The sequence below is a fragment of the Prochlorococcus marinus str. SB genome, from assembly GCF_000760115.1.
Classification (GTDB): Bacteria; Cyanobacteriota; Cyanobacteriia; order PCC-6307; family Cyanobiaceae; genus Prochlorococcus_A; species Prochlorococcus_A marinus_D.
Genome location: NZ_JNAS01000002.1, coordinates 675,096 through 695,563, shown reverse-complemented (window position 1 = coordinate 695,563; position 20,468 = coordinate 675,096). Strand labels below are relative to the sequence as shown.

Here is a 20,468-nt window from a genome sequence, read left to right as displayed (position 1 = left end):
TGTTAATTTCTTAGCTTTCATTGAGACAATATCTCAAATTTTTTTAGTTTTGCATTTCGATAGTAATGATTCAATATTTGTTCATAAGAGAATCCTAATTTAGCCATTTCAATTGCTCCTGACTGAGATAAACCTACACCATGACCGAAGCCTCCTCCTCTCAAAAGCCATAAATCATCATTTAATTTATTAATAGTAAACAAATTACTAGGTATAAAATTTAATACCCGTCGAATATCATCTTTAACAAGAACAATAGATTTATTACCCTTGTCCGTTTGTATTTCCAATTTTGTCACTCTGCCACTAGACCCACGTTCAATAGAATTTAAATCCAAAACATCTTCATTAATATTTATAAGTTTGTTTTTAATTAACTTTTCTTTAATTTCAAGAGTAGAAATTTTTTTATTCCATCGAAAAAGAGAATGATTACTCCCATAAAACTGTTCTTTATCAAAGTCTAAAAAATTATTTAAATAAGATTCATTCGTAATTGGAAGTTTAAAAATTTTATTTAATGATTTAGAACCATCAATAATTGAATTGAAATAAGAATAATCTTGAATTTGCCAAGACTCGCCTGCAGTAGCAGATACTCCACCATTAGAACCATGGTAAAAAGCATTTATTGGTTGATTTTCATGAGTGAGAATTAAATTTGAAGTTTCGTCTATGGCTTTTTGTACGTTTTTGTATGAAATTTCAGAAGGCTTATAAACTTGGCATTGAGTGCTTATACATAAATGATATTTATCCATATTAAATCTATCAGAATTAAATATTCCCCAAGTTCTTGCAATAACTGCTTGAGCCTTGAGTGCTTCTAAAGGAGAATTAGGTCCAATTTCATATGGCAAAACACCTGCCAAATAGTCATCAAATTTAATTTTTTGAACTAAGGTCCAAGTTCCATATAAATCTTTTATTAAATAAAAATTTTTGCCAAAATTAACACCATTTATTTTTATTTCCTCTTCAGAATAAATATATATAGGACCTTCAAGTTTCATACCACTGTATTCATTTCTTAGAACAGGAGTAATTTGAAAATTTTTTATTTTTTTGAAAATCTTATTTTTTAATTCAAACTCTGGCAGATCATCTTGAAATGGAATCCATACTTCCCAATTATTAGGGTAGGCAACAGTCGTCTCAAATCCTTTATTTCTTAGTTTCTCTGATTGTTTTTTTGCCGATTCATAGCTAGCAAAAGGACCAAAAACAATTCTTTCAATTGTTTTTGGATTTTTGACGGGTATATCCGCCCAGGTAATATTTATCTGTTTTGATTTATGTTTTATACCGTTGGACGAAATCAAGTTTAAAAAACCTTTATTAGTCGTAAAGTTTATATTCTTTTTCTCCGAAAAACTATCATTCTCCCCGCCCAAATATTGCTTTAAACCAATTAAAAATTTTCCATTTTTAATTTCATTTTGGAGTTCAACCTTTAGCAATTCTTCTCCTTTTGCATTTGAAATAAATTTAGGGTTTATTATTAAAAGAGAAATACAGCCTAAAAATAAGTTTAAAAAGGCAAATTTAAGTTTCATAAATTAGAACTTTCCTTATCAATTAAAAAATTTAATTTGCACCAATGCGTATAAAGGTTTAGATTATCCTAATTAAACACATTTGACTTAAATGTCTAAACTAAAAACTCGTAAATCAGCTGCCAAAAGATTTAAAGCTACTGCGACGGGTAAATTCATGAGAAGAAGAGCTTTCCATAATCATTTACTTGATCATAAAAGTTCAAAATTAAAAAGACATCTATCAACAAAAGCCGTAGTTGATGAAAGAGATGCTGATAATGTAAAATTAATGATTCCATACGCATAAATCTTTAACCAATTTTTATTAGATATTCATGGCACGGGTAAAAAGAGGCAACATAGCCAGAAAAAGAAGAAACAAAATCTTAAATCTTGCAAAAGGTTTTAGAGGCGGCAACAAAAATCTTTTCAGAACCGCAAACCAAAGGGTGATGAAAGCTCTTTGTAATGCTTATAGGGATAGAAGAAGAAGAAAAAGAGATTTTAGAAGACTTTGGATCTCTAGAATTAACGCATCTGCGAGGATAAATGGAACAAACTATAGCAAGTTAATAAATGGCATGAAAAATTCAGAAATTATCATTAACAGAAAAATGCTTGCTCAATTAGCTTTAAACGATCCTGAGTGTTTTGAAAAAATTGTTTCTTCCGTTAGTAAGTAGAAAAAAGAATATAATCTAAAAAGTAATTATAAATAATGGAAATATCTTCCTTTCAATCTTATTTAATAATTCTTTTTGTTGTATTAATAATAATTTCTATTTTTGTATTCAGACAATTTCTAAAAACAAGAAGTGAAGAATTAAATTTAGTAAAATTCGAGCAGAAAGGTTTAGATTCTCTCACTCAAGCTACAGAATTATATGAATTTGGGTCTATTCAGATAAAAAAAAGATTATATTCAGAAGCTACTAAAACTTTTTTAAAAGCAATTGAAAATTATGAAAATGAACCTGATGAAGCCAAAGCGATAATAAATAATGCTTTAGGATTTTCTTATGCTGCTCAAAATGAATTTAAAAAAGCAATAAAACATTATAACTCTGCAATAAAATCACTTCCCGAATATCCTATAGCCCTAAATAACCTCGCATCAGCACAACAGCGTTTACTGGAGTACGACTTGGCATATGAAACTTATCAAAAGGTTTTGGTGATAGATCCAAAGAACAAAACAGCAATTAAAAAAAGTAAGGAGTTAGAAAAAAGAAACAATTATAAACCTTATAAAGGTATCAAAGATAAGGGATTCTAAATATGGAAAATTATTCTTCTTTACTAATTGGTGGAAAACAATTTTCCAGTAGATTAATGGTTGGTACTGGCAAATACAAATCTACTCAGGATATGGTAGAAAGTTTGTCAAATTCTGAAACGGAAATTATAACCGTCGCTGTTAGAAGAATTAAAAATGATCAGACCGGAGAAAATTTACTCGAAAAGATCAACTGGGAAAAATACTGGATGCTTCCTAATACAGCTGGTTGTGTTAATTGCGATGAGGCAGTCAGAATAGCAATTTTAGGTAGAGAACTTGCAAAATTATCTGGTCAAGAAGAAAATAATTTTGTGAAGTTAGAAGTTATTCCTGACAAAAAGTATTTGCTACCAGATCCAATAGAAACTCTTAAAGCAGCCGAAATTTTAATAAAAAAGGGTTTCGCCGTACTACCTTATATCAATGCAGATCCTATTCTTGCAAAAAAACTAGAAGAAATAGGTTGTGCAACTGTAATGCCATTGGGCTCTCCCATAGGCTCCGGGCAAGGTTTATTAAATTTATCAAATATAAGGATAATTATTGAGAATGCAAAAGTGCCAGTAATAATTGACGCAGGAATTGGGGTACCTAGTGAAGCTTCTCAAGCTATGGAAATTGGAGCTGATGGTGTTTTAATCAATAGTGCAATAGCACAAGCTGCAAATCCTCCTCTAATGGCTCAAGCTATAAATTATAGTGTGAAAGCTGGCAGGCAAGCTTTTCTGGCAGGAAGAATTAAAAAACAAGACTTTGCAGTAGCAAGTTCGCCTGAAAAAAATATATCTATCTAATTCTCTAGATTATGAAAAGTTTAAAAAGAAAGTAAAAATTTATTATTTGCTTTTATTTATCGTATTAAGAGAGAAGATTTGAAACTATTTACAATGTTTTTTCGCAAAGTGGAAGCACGCTGTAGTAATTTAATAAATATATTATGAATCTTTTAATTCTGGAGTTCTGAGTGAAAGTTATTGTTCTAGGTGGAGATGGTTTTTGCGGTTGGCCTTGTGCGGTGAATTTAGCAGAGCAAAATCATGATGTAATTATTGTCGACAATTTAAGTCGTAGAAAAATTGATATTGATCTAGAGGTAGAATCTTTAACTCCAATTTCATCTATAACGGAACGACTTTCTGCATGGGAAGAGATTGGAGGCAAGCCTATGAGATTTCTTAACATGGATATCTCTAAGCAATATCAAAAATTACTCAATTTGCTCATTGATGAAAAACCAGATTCCGTAATCCATTTTGCAGAACAAAGAGCAGCACCATACTCAATGAAATCGAGTTTTACCAAAAGATATACAGTAGATAATAATGTTAATGGCACCCACAACCTACTTGCTGCGATAGTAGAGAGTAATTTAGATATTCATGTTGTTCATTTAGGAACAATGGGAGTCTACGGATATGGATCACATAGAGGTGCAACAATTCCAGAGGGTTATCTAAAAGTTGAAGTTCCACAACCTGATGGAAGCCGCTTTGAAGAAGAAATATTACACCCTGCCAGCCCAGGTAGTGTCTACCATATGACTAAAACTTTAGATCAATTATTATTTCTTTACTACAACAAAAATGATCTTGTAAGGATCACTGATCTACATCAAGGCATTGTTTGGGGAACAAATACAGAAGCAACTTTAAAAGATCCTAGATTGACAAACCGATTTGACTATGACGGAGATTATGGAACTGTTTTAAACAGATTTCTAATGCAAGCTGCAATTGGATATCCATTAAGTGTTCATGGGACAGGAGGGCAAACAAGAGCATTTATACATATAAAAGACTCTGTAAAATGCGTACAACTTGCTCTTGAAAATCCTCCAAAATCTGGAGAAAGAGTCAAAATCTTTAATCAAATGACTGAAAGTCATCAAGTTGGAGAACTAGCTAAAAAAGTTGCTTCTCTAACTGGAGCTGATATCAATTATTTACCAAATCCAAGGAATGAAGCAGTAGAAAATGATCTAATTGTTGATAATAAATGCTTTATAGAATTAGGTTTAAACCCAACTACTCTTGATAATGGCTTATTAGAAGAAGTTGTTGAAGTTGCTAAAAAATACTCCAATAGATGTGATCTTAATCGCATACCTTGTGTTTCATCCTGGACAAAAAAACAAGCTGAGGCTATAAAGACTAATTAAAATTTTTGAAATAGTTACCTTAAGAAAGTGAAAATTGCATTGTTTACTGAAACTTTTTTACCTAAAGTTGACGGCATAGTCACAAGACTGACTAAAACAATTGAATTTTTAATAAAAAATGGTGATGAAGTTATAATTTTTTGTCCAGAGGGGTGTCCAGAATCATATATGGGAGCAACTGTAGTGGGAGTAGCTGCAATGCCATTACCCTTATACCCAGAGTTGAAGCTTGGTTTACCAGGTCCTGCAGTCTCAGATAAGTTAGAAAAATTTAACCCAGATTTGATACATGTTGTTAATCCAGCTGTACTCGGCTTAGGTGGCATATGGTTGGCGAAAACTAATAATATTCCTTTAATTGCTAGCTACCATACTCATCTTCCGAAATATCTGGAACATTACGGTATGGGTATGCTAGAGCCACTTTTGTGGGAATTACTTAAAGCAGCTCATAATCAAGCATTGTTAAATTTGTGTACTTCCACCGCTATGGTCAATGAATTAAAAGATAAAGGTATTCAAAGGACTGCTCTTTGGCAAAGAGGAGTAGATACTTACAGTTTCAGACCAGATTTAAGAAGTGAGAAAATGAGAGATAAATTATTTGGAAAATATAAAGATGCTAATTATTTATTGATTTATGTAGGAAGATTATCAGCAGAAAAACAAATTGAGAGAATTAAACCAGTCTTAGAAAGTATCCCTAATGCTTGTCTAGCACTTGTAGGTGACGGCCCGTATAGAAACCAGCTTGAAAAAATCTTCGAAAATACCAAGACTAATTTCATAGGATATTTATCTGGTGATGAACTTGCTAGCGCCTATGCCTCTGGAGATATATTTTTATTTCCCTCTAGTACAGAAACACTTGGTTTAGTTCTACTCGAAGCAATGGCCGCAGGATGTCCAGTTATTGGAGCCAACAAGGGAGGGATTCCAGATATAATTAGCGATGGGATTAATGGTTGTTTATATGATCCAGATGAAAAAGATAATGGAGTACAAAGTTTGATTGAAGCAACAAAAAAAATTCTAGAAAACGAAGATAAAAGAGAAATTATGAGAAAAGAGGCGCGAAACGAAGCAGAAAAATGGGATTGGAATCAAGCAACATTACAACTGCAAAATTATTATTCAGATACGCTCAAAGAAATAGATTAAATTTGATCTAAATTATTATGCTACATGTGGGGGCGTAGGATTATTATATGAACTTAAAGGAAGTATTAGAGTAGCTATATTTTGATTCTTTTCAGGCCTTTTCTTCTTTGAGAATTTTTTACCAAAAGGTACTCTTATAACATTTGTTCCCTCAATGGAACAAATATTTGAGTTATCTCCAGAAAAATTATTTACAAAATTTGGTAAGTTGACGTTTTTAACTGGCAGTTGCATAACATTACCAGATTTAAAATCTTTGGTCATAGCTTCAAATACCCCAAAAAATTTGATGCTCGAATATTCTAAAAAAAAAATTTAAAAAACTTCTATAAGAAAATATTAAATTTTTATTCACATTGATAATAACTAAGTAAATACTGTGACGCTAGTCCTTTAAGCACATTTTTTTTCTTCTAAAGTCTCATCTTGATTTACATTGCAAGAACAAATTAAATTGCGATCCCCATATGCATTATTAATCCTAGAGACTGAAGACCAAAACTTAATAGTTGTAGGAGTTTTATAAGGGAAAGAAGCCTTTTCTTTTGAATAAGAATATTGCCAATTATCAGCAATTAACTCTTTCAGCGTATGGGGAGCATTGCTTATTACATTATTATTTTTTAATTCATGATTATTTTCTATTTCACTGATTTCTTCTCCAATCAATAGCATAGCCTCACAAAATCTATCTACTTCTGCCAAACTTTCACTTTCAGTAGGCTCTATCATTATGGTTTCTGGAACAGGCCAACTAATAGTTGGGGCATGAAAACTATAATCAATTAATCGTTTAGCTAAATCATTGACACTCAATCCAGTTTTGGATTTTAAATCTCTAAAATCTAAAATACATTCATGTGCGACAAAATTATTTTTTCCTTTATAGAGAATTTTGAATTTATGTTTTAAGGAATGCGCAATATAATTTGCAGATAAAATTGCGTGCGAAGTTGCTTTCCTTAACCCACCAAGACCTGCCATTTTAATATACATCCAACTTATTGGAAGAATACTTGCACTCCCATGCTTAGCAGAAGATACGAAATTAAAACTATTAGATAAATTATTATCCATTAAAGAATGAGTAGGAAGGTATGGGCTTAAAGTTTCTGATGCAGCAACTGGACCTACTCCTGGACCACCACCTCCATGTGGAATGCAGAATGTTTTATGTAAATTCAAATGACAAACATCAACGCCATAATTTCCAGGTTTGCATAATCCAACCTGAGCGTTCAAATTTGCTCCATCTAAATAGACAAATCCCCCCACAGAATGAATTAAATCACATATCTTTCTGATTTGTAATTCAAAAACTCCATGAGTAGAGGGATAAGTCAACATAAGAGCCCCTATTTGGTTATCAAATTTCTTGACCTTGATTGACAAATCTTGATAATCAATATTTCCTTCGTCATCACATTCGACAGTTAACACGTCAAAACCTGCCATAACTGCACTAGCAGGATTTGTTCCATGAGCACTTTTTGGAATTAAACATTTTTTTCTTAACAGTTCACCTTTTGATTCAAAATAAGAATTAATTGCCAATAAACCTGCAAACTCTCCTTGAGAGCCTGCATTTGGTTGAAAAGAAACTGATTTTAAACCAACAATCTCACTTATCCATTTTTCTAGGTCAGATATAATTTTTGAATAGCCTTTAGTTTGATCTGGTGGGGAAAAAGGATGCATGGAAGATAAATTAGCCCAAGAGACTGGATTTAACTCTGCTGCAGAATTTAACTTCATGGTACAGCTACCCAATGGCATCATCCCATCTACCAAAGAAAAATCTTTTTCTGCAAGTCGGAATATATATCTCATTAATTCAGTTTCACTTTGGTAATTTGTGAATATATCTTGCTGCATCCATGCACTGGATCTCAAAGCTAAACTTTCAAGATGAAATTCTTTATCAAATTTTATATGCTTTAAATCTTCTTCTTTTTCTATAAGGTTTGCTATGAAAGTCAAAATATCTTTTATTTCTTTTTCATTACTGAGCTCATCTAAAGAGATCCCAAAGCCAGTTGAATTTTCAATAGTTGATCCCAACGGCAAAATTCTTAAGTTATAGCCATTTTTTAAAGCTTCATTATGGATCCTCTGGGAGTGCTCAGAATAAACATCAACACTATCAAATCTAATCCCATCTGGAATATCAAAACCTAAAGCAGCTAAACTTGATTCTAAATTTATTCTCAACTCAACTAATCTCTTAGCAATTTGAGTTAATCCAGAGGGTCCATGATAAATAGCATAAAAAGAAGAAATTATGGCTAATAAAGATTGAGCAGTACAAATATTACTGGTGGCCTTTTCCCTTCTGATATGTTGCTCTCTTGTTTGCAATGCTAGTCTTAGAGACTTTTCTCCATTTTTAGAGAGAGTTTGCCCAACAATTCTTCCGGGTATCAGCCTTTTATATTTTTCGCTACAAGCAAAATATGCTGCATGGGGGCCACCAAAACCCATTGGTACACCAAATCTTTGCATACTACCCACTGCTACATCAACACCAAATTCAGAAATTGGTTTAATCAAAACTTGTGCTAGTGGATCAATACATGCCGTAACAATAATTTCTGATCTATGTGCTTTGGATATTAAGAATGTGGGATCATATAATTGTCCATTTTTACCAGGTAATTGCAACAACATTCCAAAAACATTATCATGGTTAGGAAGGTTGCTTTGAGTAAAGCGTTTTAATGATATTCCCAAAGGTTTTGCTCTGGTTTGTAGAACATTAAAAGTATGATCAAAAACATTTGACTCCACCAAGTACACTTTTGAAGATTTATTTTTTCTAGAGGAAAAACTCATAGCCATGGCTTCTGCTGCGGCAGTACCCTCATCCAACAAAGATGCATTAGCGACAGGGAATCCTGTTAGTTCACAAACAATAGTCTGAAAATTAAATAGAGCTTCTAATCTTCCTTGTGCAATTTCTGCTTGATATGGAGTATAAGACGTGTACCACCTTGGATTTTCAAGAACATGTCTTTGGATTACTTTAGGCATATGATTGTCATAATAACCAAGGCCTATAAGTGATCTCATTTTAGTATTTTTATTCGAAATCTCTTCCAATTCGTTTAAAGCTTCAATTTCTGAACAACCTTGGGGCAATATTTCTGAAGATTTATCTTTAAGTTGAATATCTTCAGGAACAACTTGATTTATAAATTGATCAATATTATTAAAACCAAGCTTGTTCAGCATAATTCTTTCATCATTATCTCCTAACCCAAGATGCCTATCTATAAACAAATCAGACCCAAATTTAGATGTCATATTAAAATATTTTTCTTTAAAATAGCTCTTTTTAAAAAGTTTGCCTTATTTTGGTACAACCTTTGATTGATATTCCTCAGAGGTCATCAAATCAGTAATTGATGCTTTTGATTCTGGTTTCAAAATGACTAACCAACCGTCTCCAATCGGATCATTCTGTAAAAGCTCAGGGTTCTCAATAACACTTTCATTTACAGATACTATTTCCCCTGAAAAAGGCAGATAGACTTCCTCAACTGCCTTAACTGATTCTATTGTTCCAAAAGTATCGCCTTTCTCTAAAGTCGCACCTTCATCAGCTAATTCAACAAAAACAATATCTCCTAATTGATCTATAGCGAATTCACTAACTCCAATTTTTAATAGTCCATTTTCTTCCAAGACATATTCATGAGTATCAGCATAGTTGAGGTTGTCTGGAAACTTGTAAGACATGATTAAGTAGATAAAGGAAGTAGAGAATCCTTTGAAATTAATTTTTCCTCTAATAGTTCAAATAATAATCGAATTAATGCAATTTTGATGTGAGCCATGTGAGAACCACCTTGAACAAAAATATTGTAAGGATCTCTTAGAGGGGCATCAGCAGAAAATTCACTTGTACTACCTTCAATAAAGGTACCTCCTGCCATTAATAATTTTGAATCATATCCATCCATTGAAGATGGAACAACATTCAGAAAAGAATCTACTGGTGAAGAATTTTGAAAAGATTGACAAATTTTTTGTACCAAAACAGGATTATTCAATCTTACTGACTGAATAAGATCAGATCTATAAGTTGCAGGCTCTGGTAAAACCTTAAATCCCAAATTTTTAAAGACTGCTGCAACCATATCAGCACCTTTTAATGATTCGTGAACAATTTGTGGTGCTAAAAACAAACCCTGCAAAATTAATCTTCCTAGTCCAAAATTTATTCCTGCAGAAGAACCAATGCCTGGTGAGGTTAATCTAGAACATGCCATCTCAACCAACTCTGTATCTCCTGCTACGTACCCACCAGTAGGAACTATTGTTCCTCCCAAATTTTTAATCAATGATCCAGCAATTATATTTGCCCCTTTAGAAATTGGTTCACTATCTTCAACAAGCTCCCCGTAACAGTTATCAACAAAACATATACAATTAGGATCAAGAGAATGAATAAGACTACAAATTTTCTCTATCTGATGATTCGTAAGAGACTTTCTCCAACTATATCCACAACTTTTTTGTATGAATACTAATTTGCATGAATTTTCTTTAAAAAAATGAACAATTTTTTCTTCAAAAGAATCAAAATTCTCGCAGATATTTACTTGCTTATATTTGATGTCAAAATCTTTAAGTGATCCTTTTCCTCCTCCCCTTATTCCTATGACTTCTTCTAACGTGTCATATGGTTGTCCTGTAAGAGATAACATTACATCTCCAGGTCGAAGAATTCCAAATAAGACAGAACTTATTGCATGGGTTCCACTTACAAATTGCATCCTCACAGCCGCCTTTTCAGCAAGAAAAAATCTTGCAAAAACCGCATCAATTTTTTCTCTAGATATATCATCATGACCACTACCTGAAGATTGATTGAAATGACTAGTAGAAACTTTTTCTTCCTTAAAAATTGTCAAAATATTTTCTAATTTCTGGAAAACCTGATTAGACCTTTCTTGGAAAACTTTACTTAAACTCTCTTCGACAGTAAGAACAGCGTTTTCAGCCAGTTTTAAGTTATTGTCAAGAGTCATTTATTATGAAAATTCATGTTATTTTTCAGAAGCTAAATTTCTTAATTCTGCTAGGAAAGCATTAGGTCCCCTACCCTGAAAATAAGAAAGTTTTTTTGAAGCTTCATATAAATCAAGAAGTTCTCCATCTAATTCTTCTGCCGTATAATCTCTAATTCCTGCAATTACCTCAGCAAAACGTTCTCTACGGGCAGATTTATTGACAGCATAGGCTTCCATTACCTGAATTTTACATGATCTCCAAGCCTTATTCTGACAAAAATGCACTGAAAGAGCATCACTTAAAGCAGAAGCTTCTTCATCTTCTATGTACCAGTCAAAAGATGAAGGTAGAGGTTTTAATCCTGAAAATATCTCAAATAACTCTCCGGCCGACAATGGATTACCAGAATCATTTTTTAGGGGTAATGCAGACTCCTCCAAAGATTTCCATAACTCTGGGTAATCACTTTCAAAACGATCCCTGATTTTTTCAATGCCTTGATCAAGAATCGTATTAACTTGAGCTAAAGCAAGAAAAACTTCAGGGCCCGGCGAAGATAACTTCCCATTCCTAAGATTAGAAATTTGCGAATTATGGACTTTACCTAAATCTAGAATTTCTGAAAGTAATGGCAATACTCTGTGAGACCAACCATTTCTTTCATGCCAGAGGTGTATCAAATGAGCCATAGCCCTTCGACCTCTAGATAATTTATCGCGATATCCGAGACTCACAGATAATTAAACTTATCAATAGTATAGTATGATAATATTACATATCGGTAATTTTGAAAATAGTATTTCAATATCATGAATTCAGTAATTTTCCAAGAAACAGCAAAATTAAAAAAACCTGTTCCAGCTGAAAAAGTTATAGAACTCTCAGAAAAATTACTGGAACCTTCCAGTCATTCAAAAAGATATCCTCCAAGACTACATAAAACGTGGGGAACAATAGTTTTTATGGTTGCAATACATATTCTTTCCCTTGTAGCTTTACAACCAAAATTTTGGAGCCTCCCTGCAGTCACTTCATTATTATTTTTTTATTGGGTAACTGCTTGTTTAGGAGTCACCCTTGGATATCACAGATTGTTATCACACAGATCGTTCATTGTACCAAGATGGTTAGAAAGATTTTTTGCTACCTGCGGAGCCATAAGTTGCCAACATGGGCCAATAGATTGGGTAGGTTTACATAGGCATCACCACTCTTTTTCAGATACTGAAGTAGATCATCACAATAGTAAAAAGGGGTTTTGGTGGAGTCATATGGGTTGGATGTTTAAAGACGTAGAAGCACTAAAAGCTGTTCCAAAACTAAGTGCAGATTTAATTAAGGATCCATACTATAGATTTTTAAATAAATATTTTTTATTCTTACAAATTCCTATTGGACTTACATTGTACGCAATAGGTCAAAAATTAGGAGTTGGAGGATGGGCTCTAGTCCTTTGGGGGATTCCATTGAGGCTTGTGGTTGTTTATCATGTAACTTGGCTAGTCAACTCCGCGACGCATTGTTGGGGTAAAGCACCATTTGAAAGTGGTGATTCATCTAAAAATAATGCATGGGTTGCTGCATTAACCTTTGGAGAAGGTTGGCATAATAACCATCATGCATTTCCCAATTCGGCAAAACAAGGATTATTTAAAGGTCAGATAGACATAACATGGGAACATATTAAGATTCTTGCGAAATTTGGTTTTGCAAAAAAAGTAAAGTTACCCTCTAGGTCTTATTATTAACTATATTGTTCAATATTTTCATGGCTAAAAGAATACAAGTCGCATTAACTGAATCAATCGCATCTCTAGGTAAAGAAGGAGATCTAGTTGATGTAGCACCAGGATACGCAAGAAATTTTCTAATACCCTATGGCAAGGCAACGAATGTAACACCAGCAGTCCTTAAACAAATCGAGAGGAAGAAAGAAAAAGAAAAAATCGCTGCTGATAAATTAAAGCAAGAAGCTTTAGATTTCCAAACTGCATTATCTACAATAGGAAGGTTCACTATCAAAAAACAGGTTGGAGAAGATGGTGTCCTTTTTGGAACGGTTACCAATGGTGATGTTGCCGAAGCGATAGAAGCGGCTACTAAAAAAGAAATTGATAGAAGAAACATTACCGTTCCTGATATTCATAATTTAGGTTCCTTTACTGCAAAAATAAAATTACATCCAGAAGTAAATGCAGAAGTAAATATTGAAGTAACAAGTTAATCAATTTGTTGCATTATTTTGAAAAGTAGCCAGAGTATATATCTAAGCAATTAAAGATATGGTTTCCGTACCTTTTCCAAATAATGGACAAAATAAAAATTTTAAAAAGGATTTTAATAGTGAAAATGCTGGATTAGTTCCTCCTCAAAACGTTCAAGCAGAGGAAGCTGTTCTTGGTGGCATACTTCTTGATCCAGACGCGATCGGAAGAATTGCAGACTTAATTAAACCTGAAGCTTTTTATATAAATGCCCATCAAGAGATTTATAGAACAGCATTAATGTTGCATACTCAGGGAAAACCAACTGATTTAACATCAATGAGTGCTTGGTTAGCAGATAATGGATCACTAGAAAAAATTGGAGGAAACAGCAAACTGGTAGAACTCGTTGAAAATGTTTCCTCTACAGCTTCCATAGAACAAGTTGCTAATTTAATTCACGACAAATTCATGAGAAGGCAACTTATTAGATCTGGAAATGAAGTGGTTCAACTAGGTTTTGATCAAACTCAAGATACTAATGAAGTTCTAGATAAAGCAGAGCAAAAAATATTTGAAATCAGTCAAGAAAAACCTTCAAAAGGTCTGACTCAAGCAGCTGAAATCCTTACAAGTACTTTCAATGAAATAGAGTCAAGATCATTAGGTACTTCAGTAGCTGGAATTCCAGTTAATTTCTACGATCTTGATGCGATGACTCAAGGTTTTCAAAGAAGTGATTTAATAATTGTTGCTGGAAGACCTTCAATGGGGAAAACTTCAATAGTTCTTAATCTGGCTAAAAATGTTGCACAATCTCAAGACTTACCTGTGTGTGTATTTAGCCTTGAAATGAGTAAAGAACAGTTGACATATAGACTACTTTCTATGGAAGTGGGAATCGAAAGTGGCAGGCTAAGAACAGGAAGATTACAGCAAGATGAATGGCCATTACTCGGAGAAGGTATCAATTCATTAGGTCAATTACCAATATTTATAGATGACAAGCCTAACTTAAGTGTTCTAGAGATGAGATCTCTGTGCAGAAGATTAATAGCTGAACAAAAAAAAGAACTTGGATTAATTGTGATTGATTATCTGCAATTAATGGAAGGATCAACCCCTGATAATAGAGTGCAAGAACTTTCACGAATAACAAGAGGTCTTAAAAGCATGGCCAGAGAATTAAAAGTACCAGTAGTAGCATTATCTCAGCTTAGTAGAGGGGTTGAGTCTAGAACGAATAAAAGACCAATGTTAAGCGATCTAAGAGAATCAGGATCTATTGAACAAGACGCAGATTTAGTATTAATGATATATAGAGATGAATACTATAATCCTGAGACTGAAGATAGAGGAATTACAGAAATCATTGTCACTAAACATAGAAATGGACCCGTAGGAACTGTTAAATTATTATTTGAACCTCAATTTACGAGATTTAGGAATTTAGCTAATTAAATCGCTCCTAAAATGCAAGATCATCACTCAACAAATGAATCTTTTGACGTCATCGTTATTGGAGGAGGACATGCAGGATGCGAAGCCGCTATAACAACAGCAAAATTAGGTTTTTCTACTGCCTTATTTACAATCAATCTAGATAGAATTGCCTGGCAACCGTGTAACCCTGCAGTTGGGGGACCAGCAAAAAGTCAGTTGGTTCATGAAGTTGATGCATTAGGTGGAATTATTGGTAAATTAGCGGATGAGACAGCTATTCAAAAAAGAATATTAAATGCAAGTAGAGGCCCAGCTGTATGGGCATTAAGAGCTCAAACAGATAAAAGAGAATACTCAAAAAGAATGATCGAAATACTACAAAATACAGACAATTTATCTTTAAAAGAAGCAATGATTACTGAACTGGATATTGCAAAAACTGAACAAATTGGATTGAACTCAAAAAAAATCTCAAAAAAAAGAATAAAGGGTGTAAAAACATTCTTTGGTAGTTATTATTCAGCAAGATCAGTTATCATCACAGCTGGTACGTTCTTAGAAGGAAGAATATGGATAGGAAATAAATCAATGTCAGCTGGTAGATCTGGCGAACAAGCAGCACAAGGTCTTACTCAGAATTTGCACGAAATTGGAATCAAAACAGAACGTTTAAAAACAGGTACTCCAGCAAGAGTTGATAAAAGAAGTATCATTTTTGATGAATTAGATATTCAACCAAGTACTGCAGCAGATAAATATTTTTCGTTTGACCCGGATATTAAAAATAATATGCCCCAAGTTAGTTGTCACATCACAAGAACAACTACCAAAACACATCAACTAATTAGAGACAATTTACATTTAACTCCAATTTACGGCGGTTTTATTGATAGTAAGGGGCCAAGATATTGTCCATCAATTGAAGATAAAATCGTCAAATTTGCTGATAAAGAATCACATCAAATTTTCTTAGAACCAGAGGGAATTAATACCCCTGAAATATATGTACAAGGATTTTCTACAGGTTTACCCGAAAATATTCAATTAGAACTTTTAAGGACCTTACCTGGATTAGTTGAATGTAAAATGCTGCGACCTGCATATGCTGTTGAGTATGACTATATACCTGCAACACAGCTCCAAACATCACTCGAAACGAAAGAAATTGAATATTTATTTAGCGCCGGACAAATTAATGGCACTACTGGTTATGAAGAAGCAGCAGCACAAGGATTAGTTGCAGGAGTCAATGCGACAAGAAAACTAAACAAAAAAGACCCAATAATCTTCACTAGAGAAAGCAGTTATATAGGAACAATGATCAATGATTTAATTACAAAAGATCTTAAAGAACCATATAGAGTTCTCACTAGTAGGAGTGAATATAGGTTAACTCTCAGAGGAGATAATGCAGATAGAAGATTAACGCCATTAGGCTATCAAATAGGGCTAATTAATGAGAAAAGATGGTCGACCTATCAAGAAAAAATGAACCTCCTCGAAGAAGAAAAATTTAGATTAAATAACACTCGTTTAAAAAATACCGATGAAATATCAAAAAAAATAGAATTAGAAACAGGATCAAAAATCAAAGGCTCAACAACTTTGAAAGAACTCTTAAAAAGACCAAACTTTCATTATTCAGATCTAATTAAGTATAATTTGAATGGAAAAAATCTAGGTTCTTCAATACAGCAAGGTGTTGAAATAGATATTAAATACGAGGGTTACCTTAAAAGACAAAAAAACAACATAGAACAAATAAATCGTCAAAGCTGTAAATCTCTGCCTCAAGAAATAAATTATGAAAAGATAGAGACATTATCTTTAGAAGCTAGAGAAAATTTGAATAAGATAAAGCCAAAAAATTTTGGTGATGCGTCAAAAATTCCCGGTGTAAGCAAAGCTGATTTAACTGCATTACTTGTTTGGCTAAAAATAAGAGAAATAAAAAAAGAAAAGGCAAATTTTTTTGTCGAAAAAAAGTTATCATCTTAAAAGGATTCCATCTGAGCACTGAATAATAAAATTCTTAAATCACCAAAAATTTTATGGGAAGAAAAAGCCTCCACTTTTTTAGTGAAAAATTCATTACCAAAAATATCTGGTCCATGGAAATTAATGCTGCTTGGGGATGGAAGTCCAACTAGACATTTACAGCTTTTAACTAATCAAGAGACGAAAATTAAATTAATTTCAATGCAAGCAGATCCTCTATTCATCGCAGAGGGCCCAAAAGAGTTAAATCAGTTAAATGGACCTTTAATTAGAAGACAAGTATGGATTAAAAACAATAATAAAAACCTAGCATGGGCTGAAAGTTGGTGGAATGCAGGACAAGTGAATGAAAATTTAAAAGCTAAAGAAGAACCAATTTGGAAGAATTTGACTCAAGACAGATCAGAGTTGTTTAGAGAAGTTGATCGAATATCACTTGTTAATTCAAATTGGTTAGAGGATCAATTTTGTTTTAAAGGTCCATTCTGGTCAAGAAATTATAGATTTTTTCGAGACAAAAAGCCCCTAACAATTATTAGAGAAGTATTCAATCCACATTTAGAAAGTTTATTAGGCTATTCAGGAATTAAAGAATTTACGAAACTATACTCTTCTTCTTCTTGATCTGGGAAGATTTCTTGATTTTGATTGAACTTGTTGGTTTGATTGATCTCTCGAAGTATTGATCTCTTTTTCTGAAGATCTTTGCCATCTTTCAACTTTTAAATCCATTTCATCTGGCCAATCTTCATCCTTACTCTCTTTCACGTAAGGTAATTTTTTTTGCTCAGTTGTCTGTAAATTTTTTGATTGCCTTAAAGATATTGCTTCTAAAGGTCTTTTTGAGTGCTGTTTAGCAGATTCATAAGAATTTGATTCTCTGGAAAATGTCTTAATATCCCTATTATCATCGTAAAAATTCTCATCATTCCAATCATCATTATCTTCATCAAAAAATAAATCCACTTTTTCAGATACCCATCTTCCTACTTTTTTAACACTCTTGCTAGTTATTCCTTGAAAATCTGAATTCTTTCTTTTTCCTGGCCTAGCCCCGGATACTCCATCAACAAATTGTCTTCCAGTTTCAAAAATTTTATCTACCTGTTTATCAACAATATTTTTATCAAAACTATTTCTTAGATTTCTAATTCTCCTTGAATCCATAAATTATTATGCTTTTTAAAATATAAATTACATTAAAAAAATAAATAATTCCAAATATAGAAACAAAAACACATCTTATATTTTTAATCAAACAAAATTAAACACTTTTTATTCCATGATCCATTAAAGAAATTTACACAACATTTTTTACAAGCAATATTCTTTATCCTTTTCCTGTAGAAAAATGTCTCACCACAATTTTGGCAAGTTCCTATGTATTTTAATTCTCTCCTTTCAATAGGAAATGAGTGCCTCACAGAAATTTGAAAATTTTTCTCTTTCTGATTAATTTCATTCATCTTTTCTAAGAAATTTGGACCATGTATCTCATTTTTTTTTAATATCCTATCTACCCATGCATGAATCATTTCATGACATAGAGTACTGTTTATTTCACTAGTAGATAATTTACTCAAAATAGGTTTAGATAAGATAATTTCAGAATCTACAAAACCATTAATTTGTTTTCTTTTATAAAAACCAGCAGTAGTTTTTAATCTATTGTCACTCCATCTAACTTTTACTAAAGGTTGATTATTAACCGCTAGAGAATTTTCAAAATATTGACTATTAAATTTATGAAATAAAGGTAAAAGAGGAATTACAGGCATTATGGATTAAAATTAGTATTATTTTGACAAAAAAAGCCATCAAAAACGATTTCTTTTCTTAAAGTAATAAAAAACTCAAATCAACATGGATGCAACACTAGTTAAAGATATCGGAATCAAAGCATTATTAGTTGGCGGAGCGGTACTAGTTTCTTTTTGGACTTTTAATGCAGTCAAATTAGTTATAAGCGCCAGAGGAATTAATCCATTAGTAAGAAAGTTTTTTGATCAAATAGCTGCAGGAAGAATTGATGCAGCGTATGGTTTGACTACAAAAACTTATAAAACTCATGTGAAGCGCCAAGACTTTCTTAAATTTTTAGCTAGTTTAAACCTCAATAAATACAGAAATTTAAAATCAGGAAGACCTAGAGTCCAAGAAGATCAAATCATAATAACTTTGAATTTAAAATCAGAAGATAAACAAGACGAGCTCCCATTAGACTTTACCTTCGCAAAAACTGAAAATGATTGGAAAATAGACAGAATAGCAAAAGTGAATTAATAGTTTCTTGTGAGGCAAAAACAATTGTTTAAAGAAGAGATAATACATCAATTAGAATTACACCCAAGTAGATTAGATAAAGAAAAAATCATCTCAGAAGCAATGGAACAAGGTCTAGATGATTTTTTCGAGGGAATCCGTATGGCACTTGATCCATTGGTAACTTTTGGTGTAAAAATTGTTCCTGAAAAAGAGAGTGAAAAAAGTCAAAATTTTTTTTGGAAAGATTTTAGGAAATTAGCAAATAAGCTTATTCAAAGAGAACTTACTGGTCACGCTGCTCGCGATGCAATTATTAAGGCTATGGAATCTGCCACAAAAGAAGAGTGGAATGGATTTTATAGACGAGTTTTAATTAAAGATCTTAGATGTGGTGTATCTGAAAAAACAATCAATAAGATAGCCAAGAAATTTCCCAAATATGCGATTCCTATTTTTTCTTGTCCCTTAGCCCATGACAGTGCAAATCATGAAAAAAAAATGATAGGAAAAAAGCAAATTGAAATCAAATTAGATGGTGTGCGCGTCTTAACTATTATTAGACAAAATAAAGTAGAAATGTTTTCTCGCAATGGGAAACAATTCCATAATTTTGGTCATATTATCTCGGAAATAGAAAACGTCTTAAAAGAGGATCCTCCACCTCATGACTTAGTCCTAGATGGTGAAGTAATGAGCGCTAACTTTCAGGATTTAATGAAACAAGTTCATAGAAAAGATGGCAAGCAAACAAAAGACGCAGTTCTACACCTATTTGACTTATGTCCCCTTGAAAACTTCCAAAACGGAAGATGGAACACTAGTCAAACAGCAAGAAGTTTATTAGTTAAAGAATGGGTTGCAAAACATTCTATGCTTCTAAGACATATAAAAACACTTGAATGGGAAAATGTAGATCTCGACACCATTGAGGGACAGAAAAGATTTGTAGAGCTTAATAAATCTGCAGTGGAAGGTGGATATGAAGGAGTAATGATTAAAGATCCTGATGCTATGTATGAATGTAAAAGAACACACAGTTGGTTAAAAGCAAAACCTTTCATTGAAGTCACTTTAAAGGTTGTATCGGTTGAGGAAGGTACAGGTCGCAATAAAGGTAGACTAGGAGCTATCATAGTTGAAGGAGAAGATGATGGGTATGATTACAGTCTTAGTTGTGGAAGCGGATTTAGTGATATCCAACGTGAAGAATATTGGACAAAACGGAATCAACTTATTGGTCAACTTGTAGAAATCAGAGCTGATGCTAAAACTAAATCCAAGGATGCAGTGGCTTTTAGTCTTAGGTTTCCTCGATTCAAATGCTTTAGAGGATTTAAAGCTGGAGAAAAAGTTTAAATTATAAAAAATAATATTCAACAAAGTAGTCAATGAAAAATATGGTTTTT

General features: G+C 32.7%; 21 protein-coding genes. 13 read left to right on the top strand and 8 right to left on the bottom strand.

Annotated features, from left to right (window positions below; all coding sequences use genetic code 11):
• Window positions 1-17 precede the first annotated feature (17 nt).
• Window positions 18-1,556, bottom strand: a complete 1,539-nt coding sequence (locus EV02_RS02670) for a SpoIID/LytB domain-containing protein (protein ID WP_032519945.1) — start codon at window positions 1,554-1,556, stop codon at window positions 18-20.
• Window positions 1,557-1,647: 91 nt separating this feature from the next.
• Between EV02_RS02670 and rpmI the strand changes: the two genes are divergently transcribed.
• From rpmI to EV02_RS02700, 6 genes are all read left to right on the top strand, one after another.
• A complete protein-coding gene (gene rpmI / locus EV02_RS02675) occupies window positions 1,648-1,845 on the top strand; it encodes a 50S ribosomal protein L35 (RefSeq protein ID WP_002806185.1) in 198 nt (65 codons plus the stop codon).
• A 28-nt stretch (window positions 1,846-1,873) separates the two neighbouring features.
• Window positions 1,874-2,221, top strand: a complete 348-nt coding sequence (rplT, locus tag EV02_RS02680) for a 50S ribosomal protein L20 (protein WP_032519944.1) — start codon at window positions 1,874-1,876, stop codon at window positions 2,219-2,221.
• Window positions 2,222-2,256: 35 nt separating this feature from the next.
• Window positions 2,257-2,814, top strand: a complete 558-nt coding sequence (locus tag EV02_RS02685) for a tetratricopeptide repeat protein (RefSeq protein WP_025895196.1) — start codon at window positions 2,257-2,259, stop codon at window positions 2,812-2,814.
• Window positions 2,815-2,816: 2 nt separating this feature from the next.
• Window positions 2,817-3,611: a thiazole synthase gene (locus EV02_RS02690; protein ID WP_032519943.1), complete on the top strand. Its 795-nt coding sequence runs from the start codon at window positions 2,817-2,819 to the stop codon at window positions 3,609-3,611.
• 170 nt (window positions 3,612-3,781) lie between these two features.
• Window positions 3,782-4,975, top strand: coding sequence for an NAD-dependent epimerase/dehydratase family protein (locus EV02_RS02695; protein ID WP_032519942.1), 1,194 nt, complete (start codon window positions 3,782-3,784; stop codon window positions 4,973-4,975).
• Window positions 4,976-5,002: 27 nt separating this feature from the next.
• Window positions 5,003-6,136: a glycosyltransferase family 4 protein gene (locus tag EV02_RS02700; RefSeq protein WP_025980084.1), complete on the top strand. Its 1,134-nt coding sequence runs from the start codon at window positions 5,003-5,005 to the stop codon at window positions 6,134-6,136.
• Between the two features lie 15 nt (window positions 6,137-6,151).
• Here the strand turns inward: EV02_RS02700 and EV02_RS02705 are convergent, their stop codons facing one another.
• The 5 genes from EV02_RS02705 to EV02_RS02725 all read right to left on the bottom strand — a co-directional run bounded on the left by EV02_RS02705 (window position 6,152) and on the right by EV02_RS02725 (window position 11,886).
• Window positions 6,152-6,400 carry a hypothetical protein gene (locus EV02_RS02705; protein ID WP_032519940.1) on the bottom strand — a complete coding sequence of 83 codons (249 nt, stop codon included), beginning with the start codon at window positions 6,398-6,400 and terminating at the stop codon, window positions 6,152-6,154.
• A 129-nt stretch (window positions 6,401-6,529) separates the two neighbouring features.
• A complete protein-coding gene (gene gcvP, locus EV02_RS02710; protein WP_032519939.1) occupies window positions 6,530-9,439 on the bottom strand; it encodes an aminomethyl-transferring glycine dehydrogenase in 2,910 nt (969 codons plus the stop codon).
• Between the two features lie 45 nt (window positions 9,440-9,484).
• Window positions 9,485-9,874 carry a glycine cleavage system protein GcvH gene (gcvH, locus tag EV02_RS02715; protein WP_032519938.1) on the bottom strand — a complete coding sequence of 130 codons (390 nt, stop codon included), beginning with the start codon at window positions 9,872-9,874 and terminating at the stop codon, window positions 9,485-9,487.
• Between the two features lie 2 nt (window positions 9,875-9,876).
• Window positions 9,877-11,169 (bottom strand): aminotransferase class I/II-fold pyridoxal phosphate-dependent enzyme, encoded by a 1,293-nt coding sequence (locus EV02_RS02720; protein ID WP_032519937.1) that lies wholly within the window; start codon window positions 11,167-11,169, stop codon window positions 9,877-9,879.
• Window positions 11,170-11,187: 18 nt separating this feature from the next.
• Window positions 11,188-11,886: a hypothetical protein gene (locus tag EV02_RS02725; protein ID WP_032519935.1), complete on the bottom strand. Its 699-nt coding sequence runs from the start codon at window positions 11,884-11,886 to the stop codon at window positions 11,188-11,190.
• A 75-nt stretch (window positions 11,887-11,961) separates the two neighbouring features.
• Between EV02_RS02725 and EV02_RS02730 the strand changes: the two genes are divergently transcribed.
• From EV02_RS02730 to EV02_RS02750, 5 genes are read left to right on the top strand one after another with little or no spacing between them, the layout of a single operon-like run.
• Entirely contained in the window at window positions 11,962-12,900 is a 939-nt protein-coding gene (locus EV02_RS02730; protein WP_025974179.1) for an acyl-CoA desaturase, read from the top strand.
• Between the two features lie 20 nt (window positions 12,901-12,920).
• Complete coding sequence (gene rplI / locus EV02_RS02735; protein WP_032519933.1) at window positions 12,921-13,376, top strand: 50S ribosomal protein L9; 456 nt, start codon at window positions 12,921-12,923, stop codon at window positions 13,374-13,376.
• A gap of 58 nt (window positions 13,377-13,434) precedes the next feature.
• Window positions 13,435-14,817 (top strand): replicative DNA helicase, encoded by a 1,383-nt coding sequence (gene dnaB / locus EV02_RS02740; RefSeq protein WP_032519932.1) that lies wholly within the window; start codon window positions 13,435-13,437, stop codon window positions 14,815-14,817.
• A 12-nt stretch (window positions 14,818-14,829) separates the two neighbouring features.
• Window positions 14,830-16,797 (top strand): tRNA uridine-5-carboxymethylaminomethyl(34) synthesis enzyme MnmG, encoded by a 1,968-nt coding sequence (mnmG, locus tag EV02_RS02745; protein ID WP_032519930.1) that lies wholly within the window; start codon window positions 14,830-14,832, stop codon window positions 16,795-16,797.
• Window positions 16,798-16,827: 30 nt separating this feature from the next.
• Complete coding sequence (locus EV02_RS02750; protein WP_413677150.1) at window positions 16,828-17,421, top strand: chorismate lyase; 594 nt, start codon at window positions 16,828-16,830, stop codon at window positions 17,419-17,421.
• Here the strand turns inward: EV02_RS02750 and EV02_RS02755 are convergent.
• Both EV02_RS02755 and EV02_RS02760 read right to left on the bottom strand, forming a co-directional pair.
• The gene (locus EV02_RS02755) at window positions 17,401-17,964 is read right to left on the bottom strand and encodes a hypothetical protein (RefSeq protein ID WP_032519929.1); all 564 of its coding nucleotides are present in this window, start codon (window positions 17,962-17,964) and stop codon (window positions 17,401-17,403) included. The two genes, EV02_RS02750 and EV02_RS02755, sit on opposite strands and share 21 nt — an antisense overlap.
• 83 nt (window positions 17,965-18,047) lie before the next feature.
• Entirely contained in the window at window positions 18,048-18,575 is a 528-nt protein-coding gene (locus EV02_RS02760; protein ID WP_032519927.1) for a SprT family zinc-dependent metalloprotease, read from the bottom strand.
• Between the two features lie 85 nt (window positions 18,576-18,660).
• On the opposite strand from EV02_RS02760, the gene EV02_RS02765 reads away from it, so the two are divergent.
• Both EV02_RS02765 and EV02_RS02770 read left to right on the top strand, forming a co-directional pair.
• Entirely contained in the window at window positions 18,661-19,080 is a 420-nt protein-coding gene (locus EV02_RS02765; RefSeq protein ID WP_032518008.1) for a hypothetical protein, read from the top strand.
• A 24-nt stretch (window positions 19,081-19,104) separates the two neighbouring features.
• A complete protein-coding gene (locus EV02_RS02770; protein ID WP_032520492.1) occupies window positions 19,105-20,418 on the top strand; it encodes an RNA ligase family protein in 1,314 nt (437 codons plus the stop codon).
• Window positions 20,419-20,468: the final 50 nt, after the last annotated feature.

Excerpts from the sequence above, each read along its gene's own strand:
- EV02_RS02670 (WP_032519945.1), bottom strand. The coding sequence starts at position 1,556 with ATGAAACTTAAATTTGCCTTTTTAAACTTATTTTTAGGCTGTATTTCT.
- rpmI (WP_002806185.1), top strand. The coding sequence starts at position 1,648 with ATGTCTAAACTAAAAACTCGTAAATCAGCTGCCAAAAGATTTAAAGCT.
- rplT (WP_032519944.1), top strand. The coding sequence starts at position 1,874 with ATGGCACGGGTAAAAAGAGGCAACATAGCCAGAAAAAGAAGAAACAAA.
- EV02_RS02685 (WP_025895196.1), top strand. The coding sequence starts at position 2,257 with ATGGAAATATCTTCCTTTCAATCTTATTTAATAATTCTTTTTGTTGTA.
- EV02_RS02690 (WP_032519943.1), top strand. The coding sequence starts at position 2,817 with ATGGAAAATTATTCTTCTTTACTAATTGGTGGAAAACAATTTTCCAGT.
- EV02_RS02705 (WP_032519940.1), bottom strand. The coding sequence starts at position 6,400 with ATGACCAAAGATTTTAAATCTGGTAATGTTATGCAACTGCCAGTTAAA.
- gcvP (WP_032519939.1), bottom strand. The coding sequence starts at position 9,439 with ATGACATCTAAATTTGGGTCTGATTTGTTTATAGATAGGCATCTTGGG.
- gcvH (WP_032519938.1), bottom strand. The coding sequence starts at position 9,874 with ATGTCTTACAAGTTTCCAGACAACCTCAACTATGCTGATACTCATGAA.
- EV02_RS02720 (WP_032519937.1), bottom strand. The coding sequence starts at position 11,169 with ATGACTCTTGACAATAACTTAAAACTGGCTGAAAACGCTGTTCTTACT.
- EV02_RS02730 (WP_025974179.1), top strand. The coding sequence starts at position 11,962 with ATGAATTCAGTAATTTTCCAAGAAACAGCAAAATTAAAAAAACCTGTT.
- rplI (WP_032519933.1), top strand. The coding sequence starts at position 12,921 with ATGGCTAAAAGAATACAAGTCGCATTAACTGAATCAATCGCATCTCTA.
- dnaB (WP_032519932.1), top strand. The coding sequence starts at position 13,435 with ATGGTTTCCGTACCTTTTCCAAATAATGGACAAAATAAAAATTTTAAA.
- mnmG (WP_032519930.1), top strand. The coding sequence starts at position 14,830 with ATGCAAGATCATCACTCAACAAATGAATCTTTTGACGTCATCGTTATT.
- EV02_RS02755 (WP_032519929.1), bottom strand. The coding sequence starts at position 17,964 with ATGGATTCAAGGAGAATTAGAAATCTAAGAAATAGTTTTGATAAAAAT.
- EV02_RS02760 (WP_032519927.1), bottom strand. The coding sequence starts at position 18,575 with ATGCCTGTAATTCCTCTTTTACCTTTATTTCATAAATTTAATAGTCAA.
- EV02_RS02765 (WP_032518008.1), top strand. The coding sequence starts at position 18,661 with ATGGATGCAACACTAGTTAAAGATATCGGAATCAAAGCATTATTAGTT.